15 protein-coding genes are annotated in these 14,765 nt (G+C 29.0%); 8 read left to right on the forward strand and 7 right to left on the reverse strand.

Annotation, left to right across the window (positions count from 1 at the left end):
* Positions 1 to 8 precede the first annotated feature (8 nt).
* Positions 9 to 1,361 carry a TldD/PmbA family protein gene (locus HBE96_RS10120; protein ID WP_169297652.1) on the forward strand — a complete coding sequence of 451 codons (1,353 nt, stop codon included), beginning with the start codon at positions 9 to 11 and terminating at the stop codon, positions 1,359 to 1,361.
* Between the two features lie 191 nt (positions 1,362 to 1,552).
* Positions 1,553 to 2,242, forward strand: a complete 690-nt coding sequence (locus HBE96_RS10125; RefSeq protein ID WP_169297653.1) for an SMI1/KNR4 family protein — start codon at positions 1,553 to 1,555, stop codon at positions 2,240 to 2,242.
* A 670-nt stretch (positions 2,243 to 2,912) separates the two neighbouring features.
* On the opposite strand, the gene HBE96_RS10135 is transcribed toward HBE96_RS10125, so the two are convergent.
* The 6 genes from HBE96_RS10135 to HBE96_RS10160 all read right to left on the reverse strand — a co-directional run bounded on the left by HBE96_RS10135 (position 2,913) and on the right by HBE96_RS10160 (position 7,518).
* Positions 2,913 to 3,560 (reverse strand): ABC-2 transporter permease, encoded by a 648-nt coding sequence (locus tag HBE96_RS10135; protein WP_169297654.1) that lies wholly within the window; start codon positions 3,558 to 3,560, stop codon positions 2,913 to 2,915.
* Complete coding sequence (locus HBE96_RS10140) at positions 3,560 to 4,402, reverse strand: ABC transporter ATP-binding protein (protein WP_169297655.1); 843 nt, start codon at positions 4,400 to 4,402, stop codon at positions 3,560 to 3,562. The genes HBE96_RS10135 and HBE96_RS10140 overlap by 1 nt, the downstream gene beginning before the upstream one ends.
* Positions 4,399 to 4,629 (reverse strand): AbrB/MazE/SpoVT family DNA-binding domain-containing protein, encoded by a 231-nt coding sequence (locus tag HBE96_RS10145; RefSeq protein WP_169297656.1) that lies wholly within the window; start codon positions 4,627 to 4,629, stop codon positions 4,399 to 4,401. Before HBE96_RS10145 ends, HBE96_RS10140 begins: the two co-directional genes overlap by 4 nt.
* 679 nt (positions 4,630 to 5,308) lie before the next feature.
* A complete protein-coding gene (locus HBE96_RS10150; RefSeq protein ID WP_169297657.1) occupies positions 5,309 to 6,442 on the reverse strand; it encodes an alpha/beta fold hydrolase in 1,134 nt (377 codons plus the stop codon).
* A 190-nt stretch (positions 6,443 to 6,632) separates the two neighbouring features.
* Positions 6,633 to 7,073 carry a hypothetical protein gene (locus tag HBE96_RS10155; protein ID WP_169297658.1) on the reverse strand — a complete coding sequence of 147 codons (441 nt, stop codon included), beginning with the start codon at positions 7,071 to 7,073 and terminating at the stop codon, positions 6,633 to 6,635.
* On the reverse strand, positions 7,063 to 7,518 hold the full coding sequence (locus tag HBE96_RS10160) for a LytTR family DNA-binding domain-containing protein (protein WP_169297659.1): 456 nt from the start codon (positions 7,516 to 7,518) through the stop codon (positions 7,063 to 7,065). Before HBE96_RS10160 ends, HBE96_RS10155 begins: the two co-directional genes overlap by 11 nt.
* A gap of 294 nt (positions 7,519 to 7,812) precedes the next feature.
* On the opposite strand from HBE96_RS10160, the gene HBE96_RS10165 reads away from it, so the two are divergent.
* From HBE96_RS10165 to HBE96_RS10185, 5 genes are all read left to right on the forward strand, one after another.
* Positions 7,813 to 9,354 (forward strand): AAA-like domain-containing protein, encoded by a 1,542-nt coding sequence (locus HBE96_RS10165; RefSeq protein WP_169297660.1) that lies wholly within the window; start codon positions 7,813 to 7,815, stop codon positions 9,352 to 9,354.
* A gap of 220 nt (positions 9,355 to 9,574) precedes the next feature.
* Positions 9,575 to 10,108 carry a histidine phosphatase family protein gene (locus HBE96_RS10170; protein ID WP_169297661.1) on the forward strand — a complete coding sequence of 178 codons (534 nt, stop codon included), beginning with the start codon at positions 9,575 to 9,577 and terminating at the stop codon, positions 10,106 to 10,108.
* Positions 10,109 to 10,137: 29 nt separating this feature from the next.
* Positions 10,138 to 10,953, forward strand: a complete 816-nt coding sequence (locus tag HBE96_RS10175) for an EFR1 family ferrodoxin (protein ID WP_169297662.1) — start codon at positions 10,138 to 10,140, stop codon at positions 10,951 to 10,953.
* Positions 10,954 to 11,031: 78 nt separating this feature from the next.
* A complete protein-coding gene (locus tag HBE96_RS10180) occupies positions 11,032 to 11,409 on the forward strand; it encodes an HIT family protein (RefSeq protein WP_169297663.1) in 378 nt (125 codons plus the stop codon).
* 16 nt (positions 11,410 to 11,425) lie between these two features.
* Positions 11,426 to 12,259, forward strand: coding sequence for a hypothetical protein (locus HBE96_RS10185; RefSeq protein WP_169297664.1), 834 nt, complete (start codon positions 11,426 to 11,428; stop codon positions 12,257 to 12,259).
* Between the two features lie 69 nt (positions 12,260 to 12,328).
* Here HBE96_RS10185 and HBE96_RS10190 read toward each other — a convergent pair whose 3' ends face one another.
* Entirely contained in the window at positions 12,329 to 12,727 is a 399-nt protein-coding gene (locus HBE96_RS10190; protein ID WP_169297699.1) for an NUDIX domain-containing protein, read from the reverse strand.
* Positions 12,728 to 12,867: 140 nt separating this feature from the next.
* On the opposite strand from HBE96_RS10190, the gene HBE96_RS10195 reads away from it, so the two are divergent.
* Entirely contained in the window at positions 12,868 to 14,544 is a 1,677-nt protein-coding gene (locus tag HBE96_RS10195) for an AAA family ATPase (RefSeq protein WP_206154888.1), read from the forward strand.
* The last annotated feature ends 221 nt before the right edge of the window (positions 14,545 to 14,765 follow it).

Consider the following 14,765-nt stretch of genomic DNA (forward strand, 5'->3'; position numbering starts at 1 on the left):
TTTTTCAGATGACATTAGATGAATTTAAGAAAGCTGTATTTGAGAAGGCAGAGCTTAGTGGTTTTAGCGAATATGAAATATATTATTCAAGTGGAAATTCTCTTGACATACAGGTGTTTGAAGGTGAAATAGATAAATATACTGTAAGCGGAAGTAAAGGTCTTAGTTTTAGAGGATTATTCAAGGGAAAAATGGGTTATGCCTACACTGAGATATTGGATGAAGAAGCTGTTAATTTTGTTGTAAATTCAGCAAAAGAAAATGCTTGCGTTATTGAAAAAGAGGATAAAGAAATTATATATGGGGGAAATGACAGATATAGTGAGTTTGATGGCTTTGAGGAAAAGCTTTCAAAAGCTCCAGTTAATGAAAAGATAAAGCTGGCTTTTGATTTGGAAGATGAGACTAAGAAGCAGGATAAAAGTATTGTAAGAGTTGACAGTGAAATAAATGAAGCAGAAAGTTTCACTGAAATAATAAATTCAAAGGGGCTTAATTTGTCCTTTAAATCAAACTTTATATTTGCTTTTGCTGAGGCAGTTGTTAAAGATGGTGAAAGAATGAATTCAGGTTATGCATTCAAAGCGGGTAAAAGTCTTGAAGAAATAGATGTGAGCAGGCTTTCTAAAGAAGTTGCAAGTAATACATTAGCCTACAAAGGAGCCCAAACAGTAAAATCAGGTAAGTACAGAGTAGCTTTCAAAAATGATATAGCAGCTAAATTACTTCAAACTTTTTCAGGCATATTTAGTGCGGATAGTGTACAAAAGGGAATGTCTTTATTAAAGGATAAGATAGGAGAAACAATTGGTAGCAATGCAGTAACCATCGTGGATGACCCACTTCTAAAAGAAGGATTAAAGTCCAGACCTTTTGATGCTGAAGGAGTTGCAGCTTATACTAAGAAGGTTGTAAAAGAGGGTAAACTTAAAACTCTGCTTCACAATTTGAGAACTGCAGCTAAAGAAGGAGTGAAAAGTACAGGAAATGCTTCAAAAATAGCTTATTCATCACCTGTTGAGGTTGCTCCATCAAACTTTTACTTTAAACCAGGAAAGAAGAATTATGAAGAAATTCTTAGTGTCTTAGGAAATGGTATTCTTATTACAAACCTTGAAGGTCTCCATTCAGGTGCAAATCCTGTGTCAGGTGACTTTTCATTGGCTGCTAAAGGATTGTTAATAAAGGATGGAAGGGTTCATAGGCCTGTAGAGCAAATTACGGTTTCAGGAAATTTCTACGATCTTCTAAAAAATATTGAAGAGTTAGGTTCGGATTTAAAATTTGGAATTCCTTCAGGAAAAGGATATTTTGGCAGTCCAACAGTAATAGTTAAGGAGCTTTCTATAGCTGGAGAATAAAAATAAATTTTAAAATACTAAAAACTATATATATTATTAATAATGTTCTATTTAAGTACAATTTGACCTAAAGTTTACTACACAATGTATTTTAAGCTTACTAGGGTTGATTATAAAAATCCATAAGTGATATAATTTAGATACTGTAAATACATGTATTAAATATTGGCTAGTGGAAAAGGAGACAGGCAATGGAAAGCAAGCAGTATAATTTAAACCCTTATGAATTATTAAGTAAGATATATAATAACAATATTGAAGGATTTTCAGAAGAAGAAATATCTGAAGCTGAAAAACGATTGAATATAAAGCTGCCCAAGCTATTAAGAGAGTATTATTTGCATTATGGAAAATTAGGCATTAACAACTGTGTGCATAGAATTTTTTCACCAGAGGAGCTTGATTTTTCTTATAATTATTTAATGGAAGAAGTAGAAGACGAAGATGAAGAAACTACCCTTGAGGACCTGAAAAAAACAAAAAATTATTTATTGTTTTGGATAGAAAATCAGGGATGTTGGTATCAAGGAGTAGATGTTGAAGATATAAAAAATGATAATCCCAAGATTCATATAACAACTAACGATGATTTATTTGAATGGGATGTTTGTTCCAATTCTTTTTATTCTCATATATTAAGTATGATATATGAACAACTAAGGGGCAGTGATTTAGAATATGAAGATATACCTAAAGAGGATATTAGATCAGTTTTAAAACAAAATGAAATTGACATAAAAAAATTAATACCTGCTGTAAACCCTTATGATTGTGTACATGTTGTCACTTGCTGGGATGAAGATAAAAAAAGGTTATTTTACTTTACAAGAGAAAAAGAGGAACTGGAAAGTTTAAATATTATATCAGCTAAAATTATATAATAACAAGTTGTTAAGCATTATGGATAGAGTGGATTATATAAAGATGCTGCTAAGTAAGGTATATAAAATTTTAGAAAAAAACAATAAGAAGCGGGTTAAAGTAAAATTACCTTAACCTGCTTTTACTTTAACCAATTTCACACCCTCTTTATAATAAAACATTATTTCCTTTCGATGGCAGAATATCTACAAGTAGAAAAATTATAAAAGGTGCAGGCCATTTTATGGCACTGCACCTGATTGTCTTATGTAAAATCATGATATTATATTTTACTGAATTACAGTTCTTTCTTGTTTTCGGAACCAGGTGTTGTAACGATAACCTTTTCTGGAGTAATAATTAGAGCTCCCTTTGCTGTTGCAGCACCATTTAACATTTAAAATACCTCTATTAGAAAATTTTTTGTTTTTCAACTACTTCACTTATTATAGAAAATTAACTTTTCAACAACAAGATATTAACAAATTAATTAGTTACTATTAAAATTCATAGTAACTTGTCAATTTTTATCAATTATTAAAGAAACAATATATAATATCAATACAGGTGTTACCAATAGTGGTATACATGATATACTAAAAAGAAACCTCTAGATAGAATAAAAAAACAGGCTAACAAACTAGCTAGTCTGTTGATTTAGATAGGTTCCATTATTTAGCTTCTATAACATTATAAATCAAAAGCTTCAAAAGCTTTAACTGATTTTCTATAAACCACATATGTAAGAAAGGTATAAATTATTATTCCTGCTGACAATACAATCAATTTATAAACAAGGTACTGTGGGTCTTTTGCATTCAGATAATCTCTTACAAATGGTACAACATGTACACAAGTTTCTGCAATTACTATGTAAACAGATATTGCAATAGTTGATTTTGCAAAAGCAGCTCCTACCTTGTTAACGTCTTTGTAGTAAATCTTAAAGAAAATGTAGTTGAATAAGCCAAGCATTATAAGTGAAACGCCGAACAAAGTAATATTTGCATTCATACCAACCTTATTACCAGGTACTGGCATATTTTGGCGTATGATCGCAAAAGGTATTGCTATAATTATCTGTGCTAGTTGTAGAAGAATTACAAAAGCAAAACGTGACTTTACAATATCTTTTTTTGCAATAGGCAGTGTTAGAGTATAAAAAACATCATTGTTTTCTCTGCCATTTAAGCATGTGAAAAACACAGCTAGTCCTGTATAAAAGAACACAACGTAGTATGTATAGTTGGGTATGATAAGCATCATGGAAAGAATAAGAAAAATAGGTGCTGTAGGATGCATAGAAAGCAATAATTCTTTTCTTAAAAGATTTCTCATTATTCTCCCTCCTTTTCAAGATGAACCATGATTGACTCTAAATCAGCATTTATATAATCAATACCTAAAGATGAAATATCCTTTGTCCTAATAAGTGCTGAAAAACCGTTTTTGCTTTTTTTACAACCAATCAGTTTTGGTTGTAAATTTTCGGTTAATTGATTTTTTGTAAGTTCTAAAACTTTATATCCATCTACAAATGATTTGATGTTGGATTCAGCAAAAATCATACCGTGTTTGATATAAATGATATTATCAGCACACTTATCAAGGTCAGAGGTGATGTGAGTTGAAAACAATATGGTAATTCCGTTGTCACAAAGTTCCATAAACACATCAAGCAAATCATCTCTTGAAATAGGGTCAAGTCCACTAGTAGGTTCATCAAGGATAAGTAGCTCTGCATTATGTGATAATGCAAGAGTTAAGGCATATTTGACTTTCATGCCTGCTGATAACTGTTCAGGTGTTTTGTTTTCATCCAATTTGAACATAGCCATATATTTGGAATAGGCAGCATCGTCCCATTTATCATAAAATGATTTAGTAATAGCTGTAATTGTTTTAATTCTTTTCTTTGAATAGTAATCAACTCCACCAGAAACAAAACCTACACGCTGTTTGGTACCAAATTCATTGTCACGAAAGTTATTATCAAAAAATATGATCTCACCATTATCAGGATGCACAAAATTGAATAGTGATTTTAACGCTGTGGATTTGCCTGCTCCATTTCTGCCTATGAATCCTGTGATTTTTCCCTTTGCAAGAGAAAATGATACGTTTTTTAGCTCAAAAGCAGGATATTTTTTACACAGATTTTTTACTTCAAGTACATTCATTTTTCATTATCATCTCTTTTCGGAAGGTCTTGGTTAAAAATTGTTTCGGCTAGCTCTGTAAACATTGATTTTGGGGGGATAGCAATCCCTTTCTTCTCATCACCAAGAACTATAATAGTATCTCCGGGCTTGATGTCAAAAATATCTCTGGCTTCTTTAGGAATAACAAATTGTCCTTTCTCACCAATTTTTACTGTCCATGCATATTTGCCATTTGGATGTTTCATAGTTTTTACCCCTTTCGTTGTTAGTAATATATGAAAAGTATGATTTGTATAACTACATTATACTCGGTTGTTTATAAAAATCAAGATCATCAATAAAAATTTACCAAATAATCAGGTAGCTTTTTTAATACAACAAAAATTATAAATCGAGCTGTGCTTGCAATAAATGCTAAAAAATTATGAAACAAAAATATTTTCGACAAAAAAATTGAAAATTTTTAAAATATAGAATATAATAAAAATATAAAAAATGCTCAGGAAAAAGTTATATTTTTAAATGATGACTAATAAATTTTAAATGTCCTAAGGAAGCAGAACCTTAGAGGAAAATAAAATCTATAGTAGTACATATAAGGTATATTTTAAAATAAACGCTTAGGTGAGACTAGGTGTTTATTTTGTTTTTAGAAGATACTATCAAAGCTGTAATATTAAAAAAAGAAATTAATGTGAAATTCAATTAATTATAAAATAAGATTGTTCTTACAAACAATGTATTGCCATGAGTTGAAAATAATGTATTTAGATTATATAATTAATCCATAAACTATAAATAAAAACATATCGGTGACATTAAAGCACAGGAAAAAATAATAAAAATTGATGGTGGGTTATTAGCTGGATTAATAACTGGACATTAAATTATTAAAAGTTAGCATGGAATTTAAATCAGTTCATGCTAACTTTTATTTTTTATATCCTCCTGTATAATTTGTATAACTTTTTCAGGTTCTTCAAACATTGGGCTATGGGCAGATTCATTAAAAAGATAAAAGCCTTTTACAGGTGCTTGAAGTTTCTTTAAATAGGCTTCTGACATGGAATAACTTACTGTATAATCGTATATTCCTGAAAAAAAGTATACTGGAACCTCAAGCTTTGTTACCTTGGTACTTAAATCTGTACTGTAAAGCTCCTTATTTAAAACAGTGGATTTTGAAAATGCCATTCCACGCCATATATTTATTTTTTCTCTCAAGGTATACTCAGAATTCTCCATAACCGGCATAAATATGCCTGTGATTACAGAGCCCATTTTATGAGTGGTTCCAATTCCTGCCCTATGCATAACATCATCTCTTATACGATCATACTCTTTTGGTATGTGATCCGTTGTTTTAAAGGATAATTTCTGAAGCTTATTTACAATTTTTTCATCTCCTGTTGTTTTGTAATACTTAAGCATATAGTCATAGGCAATTTTTTCAGATTCCAGTGTATTTGATATTTGTCCTATTCCAATATAAGCATGATATAATTCAGGTGCTTTTGCTACTGCTTGTATACCTATATAGGAACCCCAGGAGTGAGCCATAAGGTATATTTTATCTTGTCCAAAACGATTTCGGAGATATTTAGACACTTCTATAGTGTCAGATACAAACTGCTCTGTTGTCATTTTTTCTTTTGACATACCACTTTCATAAGATAATCCTGCACCTCTTTGATCCCACCATACTACTGTGAAATGATTTTCAAGGTCTGTAGGATATTTTTCAGTAAGAGGATATTCAGGCATACCAGGACCTCCATGAACAAACAGTAGTATTGGATTTGAGCTGTTTTTACTTTTAATAACCATACCCATATTAACTCCATTAATTTTTACATAGGCTTTTTCTGAAATACTACCTTTTATAACACTTTTGTTTTTATCCAATATGGGCTTTGTTTTTCCTGGACTTTGTATTAATAAAATGATGGTCAGTGCAATTATGCAGAAAGTAATTGCAGAAAGTAAAATTAGCATTATTTTCTTTACCTTACTTATTAAATTTCCTTTAAAAAAAGTAATTGTATTATGTTTTTTCATTTTAATAGTTCCTTTCTTTGGTTACTTAACTACATACTAACATGCACATATATGACCTGCAATAACAGCAGTCATGTGTTACAAATACCTTGTCATAAGTTACAAAAAGGGCTTCATTACTAAGAAATTTACACACAATGCATGATGATATTTACTCCTAGTATGGAAGCCCTTTACTATTTTTTTATATTTAATTATTGCTCTCTATATGATGTTTTATTCTCTTTTTTCTGATTTCTAATCTTTTATTAATGAATTCAGCATCTCTTCTAGCACCTACCAATCGCAGCAAATATCCAACTGCATATACAGGAATTGTGTAAATAAATGCAAACCATTCTGAATCTTTTGGATACCAGTTAAACTTTATTCCAAATAGAAAAAATAGGAGTACTACTGCTAAGTATTCTACAGCAAAAGAAACCACAGGTTTATTATCTAATACTGATCTGATTATAATCTCCACTAAACATATTATAAAGGCGTAAGCAACTATGGAGCTGATGACTTTAAAGTTTGACCATAAATGATAATAAAAAGCCTCGATGCAAAATACCCAAAATACAATAAGCATACTTACTGCAAGGCTTGCAATAATGTAATCTCTGATAACTTTTATTTTACTCTTCATAGAGTTTTGCCTCCCCATCCAGCCATTTTTTAACTTTCGGAATATAAGTTCTTGTAATAATAACCTTTTCTCCATTAACTAAGGTGGCTTTCAATCGGCTATTAAAGATAGTTTTTACACTATCTAGTACATCCATATTCATAATGCAGGATTTATTTATTTGAACAAAACCAAATTCCTTCAATTCATCAAGTAGCTCATATAGTTTTTTACTACTTCCCAAAACCTTATCTTTTGTATAAATAAAGGTTTTTCGCTCAACACTTTCAATATAAAAAATATCATAAATATTGAGTAAGACATTTCTTTCATTGGCACTGACCACTATTTTTATATCAAGGCTCTTAATTTTTTGTATAAGCTGTTGTACTTGGGAATTCATGCATGGATACTTGATTTGTATCTCAAGACTGCTATCCTTATCCTCTACAAGTATAATATCCAATTTGTAGCCCCTTTCTAAGTAAAAAAACAAGGCGGCATAAGCCCTGTATAAGATTTTAAGCATAGATATAGTTAACGATTAATGTGTAATCATCCATCCAATATTATACCAAGTATAAAAAGATAATTAAACTCTTAAATCTATCATAATTTTGGTTTAAATAAAGATGAACTATGATAAAATAATGATATAGCGTAATCACAGTGTTATTGAAGAAAGATGGTGTATTTAAAATGACATCCAAGTAGGGGAAATTTAAATAGAGCTTATGGTCATGAAGGAGGATCAATTTAAATGAAGGAATTTAATGTAACAGGTTTATGTATACCTGAAAAACATTTCATGGTTGATATAAGCGGTAAAGTAGAAAAAATTACTGAAATGGTAAATAAAGGGCGCTATTTTACAATAAACAGACCAAGACAGTTTGGTAAAACTACTGTCTTTAATCAATTAGTAGAAGAATTAAGCAAAAAATATATTGTAATTAAGACAAGTTTTGAAGGTATTGGCGATGATGTTTTTCAAACTGAAGAGAAGTTTTGTGAGATTATATTCAATATATTTGCTAGAAGTGTTAGATTTACTAATAAAGAGTTATATGAGAAATTAAAAAGTTATGGGGAGAAAACAAGAAATTTTAATGATTTGTCTGAAAATATTACTGATATGATTGATAAATATAATAATGATATGGTTTTAATCATAGATGAGGTGGATAAAAGTAGTGGCAATAGAGTATTTATGCAGTTCTTAGGAGTGCTTAGAAATAAATATTTAGCTATGGCTTCAAAAGAGGATATAACTTTTAAAAGTGTTATATTAGGTGGAGTAAATGATATCAAAAATATTAAGCTTCAGATTAGAGAAGAGAAGGATAGAGTTTTTAATTCTCCCTGGAATATAGCAGCAGATTTTAAAGTAGATATGTCTTTTTCTCAAGAAGAAATAAAAACAATGCTTAATGAGTATGTAAATGAGACTAAAATAGATATGGATGTAGAGCTTTTATCTGGTGAGATAAGAAATTTTACTAGTGGATATCCTTATCTTGTAAGTAGACTTTGTAAAAATGTTGATGAATACCTTGAAAGGGATTGGACATTAAAAGGACTTAAAAAATCCATAAAAATGGCATTAAATGAACATAATACTCTTTTTGATGATGTTATTAAGAATATTGAAAACTATAATGAAATAAAAACTGTAGTTTATCAGATATTAGTAGAAGGAAAGCAAATTCCTTATAGTCCTTTTGCTTATGAAAAAGCATTGATGTACGGAATACTATCAGAGGATACTGGCAGGCTTATTATGAACAATAAGATTTTTGAAATGTTAATATATGATTATCTTATTGCACAAAGGGATGTTCAGGAAGCTGCATCAAAACTTACACAAATAGATAAGGACGAGGTTTTAGATGCTGAAGAACTAAATATGGAAAAAGTTCTATTAAAATTTCAAGAATTTATGTATGAACAATATAGAAAAGAAGATGAACACTTTTACGAAACAAATGGCAGACTCATATTTTTAGCATACTTAAAGCCTATTTTAAATGGAAAAGGCTTTAGTTTTGTAGAACCTCAAACAAGAAAGAATAAAAGAATGGATGTAGTAATTACTTATGGAAATAAAAAATACATAGTAGAACTTAAAATATGGAATGGTGAAGCTTACAGAGAAAAAGGAGTACATCAGCTTGCAGAATATATGACGGAACAGGGGGTAAAAGAAGGATATCTTTTAACCTTTAACTTTAATAAGAATAAAAAATATACTGCAGAATGGATTAAAGAAAATGAAAAAGGGATATTTGAAGTAATGGTTTAATTACGAAATGAAGTTTCTTGAATGCAAAATAAAAGTAAAAATCAAATATATATCATAGTATTAATTAAGGATAATGGTGGAAAAACGTTATCCTTTTTATATTTTTATTGATAATAAAATCTAAAGTATTATATGATATAATTGTAAATATTGTAGTGAAAAACAATTAAATTTGGTTATTAGGAATATATAGACAATAGTCCCCTAAATGGAGGTTAAGATGAAAATTGGCATAGTACGACATTTTAAGGTTGATTATAAGCTTAAGATAATGATGAATTCTAGTGATTTTGAAGAGTATGTTAAAAGCTATGATAATTCGCCAGTTATAGAAAATAAAATTTATTTAAAGGATATTCAATGGAATAAATGTTATTGTAGTGATTTAAAAAGAGCTATAATAACAGCAAAGAGTATTTATAATAAAACATTAGAAATAACGGATTTATTAAGAGAAGTAAAAATGTATCCGATTAAAAAATCAGGGTTAAGAATACCTAGTTTTTTATGGAGTATTTCTTCTAGAATTGCATGGAAGTTAGACCATGTTTCACAATTAGAAACAGCAACCTATACAAGAAAAAGAGCAAAAGAATTTTTAAGTAAATTAGACTTAAATACTGATGAAAATATATTAATAGTATCTCACGGATTTTTCTTAATAACATTGATTAATGAATTGAAACTATTAGGATTTAAAGGGGACATACCTAGAAAAATGAAAAATGGATATTTGTACATACTTGAAAAATAATAGTAAAGGTTAATTGGAGAACAAAAGATATGAGCAGAATACAAATTTATTACTTTAGTGGAACAGGAAATACTGCATTTATAGTAAATAAAATTGCAGAAAAGTTAAGGTTATCAGGAAATGAAGTTAATTTAAGTAGTTGTGAAGAATGTAAAAGTATTGACCATGATTTTGATGTGCTTGGAATTGCATTTCCTATTCATTCATCTTATGCACCAAAGGTATTTTCAAGTTTTTTAGATAAACTTCCAAATAAAAATGCTACACCTTTATTTGGAATTGTTACATCAGGATATATGGCTGGAGATGTATTATCTTTTGAAGGTAAAAGGTTAGAAAGAAAGGGATATATACCTTTTTTATATAGAAACATAATTGTTGGAAATAATCTTCATTTACCAATTCTTTGTCCTCTTAAAGTAACTAAAAAGCAAGAAATAAATAAAAGATTAATAAAAATAGATAATCAAATCGAAGATATAGTTAAAAAAATTGATAACAGAAGTAAAGATATGAGAGGAAATGATTTATTTGGAAGACTATTTGGAGTGTTACAAAGAAGCATTGGGAAGGTACATGAAGAACTGAATTTTAAGGGTTTTAGCTCAGATGAAAAATGCACAAGATGCAAATGGTGTATAAAAAGCTGTCCTACTAATAATATAATTTTCAAGGATGATAAAATTGTCTTTGAGAATAGATGTATAATATGTATGAGATGTTATAACTTTTGCCCTAATAAGGCTATACAAATGACAAATAAGACAAAAAATATAACTAAATATATTAGATATGATGGACCAGAAGGCTTAGGAATTAGAACTATGTTTAATAAAAATAAATAAAAACAGCTATTGTTTTAAGTACAATAGCTACTTTAAGTATTAAAATAAATGTTTGTAAATTAAGAGGAGAGAATTAAAATGACAGATTGTATATTTTGTAACTATAACAAATCAGAAATAATAGCAGAAAATAAGCTTGCTTTTGCAATAATGGATAAATTTCCTGTAAATGAAGGTCATACCTTGATAATACCAAAAAGGCATTTCCCATTTTTATTTGAAGCTTCAGAGGAAGAAATAAAAGCTATATACAGCCTTATGCATGAAGTTAAGGAAATGTTAGATATTCAGTATGAACCAGCAGGATATAATGTAGGAGTTAACGTTGGTTATTATGCTGGGCAGACAATAAAGCATTTACATGTTCATATGATCCCTAGATATAAGGGAGATGTAGAAAATCCTAGAGGGGGAGTTAGAAATTTAAAGAATGCTTTAGTTGAGTATGATGGGTAAATTAGGATGGTGACAAATGCTTTATATTAGAGTTATTCAAGATGAGTATAATGAGGATTTGATATTTAAATTAAATCACTTCGTTTCAAATGAAGATTTTTATTTGAAACAGAATGATATTATAAAAGATATGATAAGTTTATTTTTTAGTAATAGCAGTGTATTTTTTAGGTATACGGAATATGATAAAGATTTAGATCCAGACAAAGAGGAAATGCGTAATTATGAATTTAAAGTTTTTTATGATAGCCAGTGCCCTGATAGGAGTGGATATTTAAGTAATCCTGTTAGAGAATTTTTATATAATTATTATAAATCAAATAATGAGAAGGATATTGAAAATATAGAAGCTATTAAAGAAAGTTTATTAATAAACTTTAGACAAACTCCATTAGACAATATGGATGAGAATGTAAAAAACTCTATAGCTGATATTTTGTATGACAGGTCGATGCTTTGTAAGCTAACAGATTATTCTAAGGAAACTCAGGATTTTGTTAATCAAAAATTAGTAATAACCTCTAATGAGTGGAATTTTCCTTATAATGAGCGACTAAACTCTGAAGAAGATCTTAGTTTTATTAGAGATCTGTGGGTAAAACTAGATGGAGAAGAAGATATAATTAATTGGCTTAAATACTTTTCTAGTGGATTTAGTTGTATTATTACAAAGGATGATAATATATATGATTACTCTTATTATTTGATGTATACATATGAAGAATGGGATACTGATGAAGAAATAGTAATTCATGTATTTGAAAAAGAAAGAGGTTCTTTTTTAAAGAATGTATATCCTATGCTAAAACTGAAGTTTAAGGATAGAATTTCAAAAATTAATAAATTATAAGTTTAAGTCAAAAGGTGATTTAAAGCAGAATTTTTTAGTAAAAAGTTCAGAAAAGGTATAACAGTTTTGCTATGCCTTTTCTTCTGCCAGCTTCACAGCAGCAGGAATATCTGCGGGAGCCCACTTTAAAGAAAGCAAATTTTCTCTTTTTAACCATATAAGTTTAGAATGTTCATTAGCAGTGGGTTTGCCAGATGCCAATTTACATTTTACAGTAATCAAGTTTACTATGAAGTTATCATATTCATGGGTGTTTTCATTAAAAACATCAACAGCTTTGATATTACAATCCAATTCTTCTCTTATTTCTCTTTCTATAGCTTGCTTTAAGTTCTCACCTTTTTCAACTTTTCCACCAGGGAATTCCCACATATTTGGAATGGACATGTTTGGAGAACGAAGAGCACACAGTATTTCATTATTTTCATTTTCTATGACAGCTCCAACAACTTTTAGTAGTTTTTTTATTTTAAATGCACCTCTTTTCTAGACAAGTTTAGCACAAATAAGTTTGATAAATCAATTTTATAATTTTAAATACTTAAATTATAGGCTATAATACAATTAAGAAAATGATCGGATCTCTTATAAGGAAAGAAGGTGCATTAATGAAGACAATACAAATAGGAACATCAGATTTTAAAAAGTTAATAGAAGGTAATAACTACTTTGTAGATAAAAGCTTATTGATAAAGGAATTTATAGAAAATGGAGCAGATATAATATTGACACCAAGACCTAGAAGGTTTGGAAAGACATTAAATTTAAGTATGCTTAAATATTTTTTTGACATAAGAACTAAGGAAGAAACTAAAAATTTATTTAAAGGTTTAAAAATAGAAAAGGAAAAGGAAATAATGAAGCTTCGGGGCGAATATCCTGTTATCTTCATTACTTTTAAAAATGAAAAATATATTTCTTATGAAGATTTTAAAGATGGTATTGAGTTCCTTTTATCTAGCTTGTATAAGGAACATGACTATTTGCTACAAAGTGATAAATTATCTGAAATAGATAAGAAAGAATATATAGAAATGATAGAGAGAAGAGCTTCAATAGCCTCTTTATGCAATGGTATTAGTTCTCTTATGGGTTATATGAATAAGCATTATGGAAGAAAGGTTATGCTTTTTATAGATGAATATGATGTGCCAATACAAGAAGGATATCTTAGAGGATACTACAATGAAATGATAGTTTTAATAAGAAATTTATTAACAGCGGCCTTAAAAGATAATCCATACGTTGAAAAGTCTTTGATAACAGGTATCCTTAGGGTTGCAAAGGAAAGTATTTTTTCAGGATTAAATAATTTAGAAGTAAATACTGTTTTAAGATATAATTTTAATGATAAATTTGGCTTTACAGAAAAAGAAGTGGAAGAACTAGCTAATTATTATAATGTAGTAGAAGATATGAAAAACATAAAGAAATGGTACAATGGTTATGTTTTTGCTGGAGAAGTAATGTATAATCCATGGTCAGTTTTAAATTATTTAAAAAATATAAGAGAAGGTTTTATGCCATACTGGATTAACAGCAGCAGCAATGATCTTATAAAAAGGCTTCTATTAAAAGGAGATAAAGAAATAAAATTAGATCTGGAATATCTTATTGAAGGAAAATCCATAAATAAGGTAATTGATGATACTATAGTCATGGCAGAGGTTGAAGATTCCAACCAAAATATATGGAGCTTTTTACTTTTGAGCGGATATTTGAAGGCTGTAAAGACAGAGAATATAGAAGGAATTTTAAATTGTGAACTTAAAATCCCCAATAAAGAAGTATTGATTTTTTATAAGAATTTAATAGTAAAATGGTTTCAGGAAGCTATGACTAATCAAAAGTATGAAGAAATGTTAAGTAATTTAGTCACTGGCGACATAGAAAACTTTGGCTATGCTTTTCAGGAATTTGTAATAAATAATTTGAGCTATTTTGACATATCAGGAAAAGAGCCAGAGAAAGTGTACCACGCTTTTGTACTTGGAATGTTTGTTTCTATTTCAAACACTCACAAGGTGAAGTCAAATAAAGAAAGCGGTTTTGGAAGGTATGATGTAATGATAATTCCAAAGGATATTTCAAAGCCAGGAATTATTATTGAATTTAAGAAAATAAATATTCTGTCAAAGGAAACAATAGAACAGGGAAAAGTAGAAGCATTAAAGCAAATAGATAATATGAAATATGGTGAGGAACTTATAAATTGTGGAGTCAAAGATATAATAAAGCTTGCTATTGTGTTTAAGGGTAAGGAAGTAATGATTTCTGAGTCATAGGAAACTAGAAGATTTGAGAATACAGCTTCTAGGCTTAATGTTGAATAGAACTATAATGCAATAAAATGCTAAAGTAGCCACACAGAGTTTATAGAAAAGGTATGACGTTTTGCTATGCCTTTTCTTATGTGAGTTGCATAGTGGCAGTAATATTTGCAGAAATCCATAAAGATATTTTTATAATTTTAAATAATTAATTATAAGCTATAATACAATTAGAA

The sequence above is a fragment of the Clostridium muellerianum genome (genome assembly GCF_012926525.1).
In the GTDB taxonomy this organism is placed as follows: Bacteria; Bacillota; Clostridia; order Clostridiales; family Clostridiaceae; genus Clostridium_AM; species Clostridium_AM muellerianum.

Bases quoted from the DNA above. Each gene is read 5' to 3' on its own strand.
- HBE96_RS10120 (WP_169297652.1), top strand. From the start codon at position 9: ATGACATTAGATGAATTTAAGAAAGCTGTATTTGAGAAGGCAGAGCTT.
- HBE96_RS10125 (WP_169297653.1), top strand. From the start codon at position 1,553: ATGGAAAGCAAGCAGTATAATTTAAACCCTTATGAATTATTAAGTAAG.
- HBE96_RS10135 (WP_169297654.1), bottom strand. From the start codon at position 3,560: ATGAGAAATCTTTTAAGAAAAGAATTATTGCTTTCTATGCATCCTACA.
- HBE96_RS10140 (WP_169297655.1), bottom strand. From the start codon at position 4,402: ATGAATGTACTTGAAGTAAAAAATCTGTGTAAAAAATATCCTGCTTTT.
- HBE96_RS10145 (WP_169297656.1), bottom strand. From the start codon at position 4,629: ATGAAACATCCAAATGGCAAATATGCATGGACAGTAAAAATTGGTGAG.
- HBE96_RS10150 (WP_169297657.1), bottom strand. From the start codon at position 6,442: ATGAAAAAACATAATACAATTACTTTTTTTAAAGGAAATTTAATAAGT.
- HBE96_RS10155 (WP_169297658.1), bottom strand. From the start codon at position 7,073: ATGAAGAGTAAAATAAAAGTTATCAGAGATTACATTATTGCAAGCCTT.
- HBE96_RS10165 (WP_169297660.1), top strand. From the start codon at position 7,813: ATGAAGGAATTTAATGTAACAGGTTTATGTATACCTGAAAAACATTTC.
- HBE96_RS10170 (WP_169297661.1), top strand. From the start codon at position 9,575: ATGAAAATTGGCATAGTACGACATTTTAAGGTTGATTATAAGCTTAAG.
- HBE96_RS10175 (WP_169297662.1), top strand. From the start codon at position 10,138: ATGAGCAGAATACAAATTTATTACTTTAGTGGAACAGGAAATACTGCA.
- HBE96_RS10180 (WP_169297663.1), top strand. From the start codon at position 11,032: ATGACAGATTGTATATTTTGTAACTATAACAAATCAGAAATAATAGCA.
- HBE96_RS10185 (WP_169297664.1), top strand. From the start codon at position 11,426: ATGCTTTATATTAGAGTTATTCAAGATGAGTATAATGAGGATTTGATA.
- HBE96_RS10195 (WP_206154888.1), top strand. From the start codon at position 12,868: ATGAAGACAATACAAATAGGAACATCAGATTTTAAAAAGTTAATAGAA.